The sequence below is a fragment of the Massilia sp. CT11-108 genome, from assembly GCF_047302915.1.
Classification (GTDB): domain Bacteria; phylum Pseudomonadota; class Gammaproteobacteria; order Burkholderiales; family Burkholderiaceae_D; genus Telluria; species Telluria orientalis.
Genome location: NZ_JBKYMO010001174.1, coordinates 1 through 569, shown reverse-complemented (window position 1 = coordinate 569; position 569 = coordinate 1). Strand labels below are relative to the sequence as shown.

The window sequence follows — 569 nt, the reverse complement described above, 5'->3', positions numbered from 1 at the left end:
GCGTCGCTCGACCTCGTGCCGCTGGAAGAGGTCGACAGCCGCCTCGCACTGGGCGCGCTGGCCCGTCCCTTCGACATCCGGTACGCCGACCCGCTCGCCACGCTGGCCGTCCGCCTCGGCATGCTGCTCGGACGCGGCGTGCTGCGTGCGGACAGCAATCCCTTCCGTCCCGAGATCTTCCTCGGCGCGATCGACGAGGCGTGGCGTGAATTCGAACCGGAAACGGATGCCCATGGCCTGATCCAGCCCCTGCTGCGGCCGGACATCGTGTTCGACCTCGCCCCGCTGTACGACTCCCTCGTCGCCGCGCTGCGCAAGGAGGGCCAGCCGGGTTCCGTGGGTGCTTACCGCATCCAGAAGACGGATGGCGGCGCCGCCGCGAAGGCGGCCCGCGCCGGCCAGCGCGCCACCCTTGCGGAGCAGTTGCGCAAGCTGTTCGGCGACGATGGCGGCGAGGATGGCGTCCCGCTGATTCCCGACCTGCCCACGTTGCCGTCCAGCGGCGCCGGGTTGGGCTGCCGCACCGGACGCGGCGCTGAAGCCAGCCGCCGGTTGTGCGGCCTGGTCCT

1 protein-coding gene is annotated in these 569 nt (G+C 71.9%); it reads left to right on the top strand.

All coding sequences use genetic code 11. The features are described from left to right. On the top strand, window positions 1–569 hold a 569-nt coding region (locus ACEN88_RS33810; RefSeq protein ID WP_413346733.1), incomplete at both ends, for a DUF1631 family protein.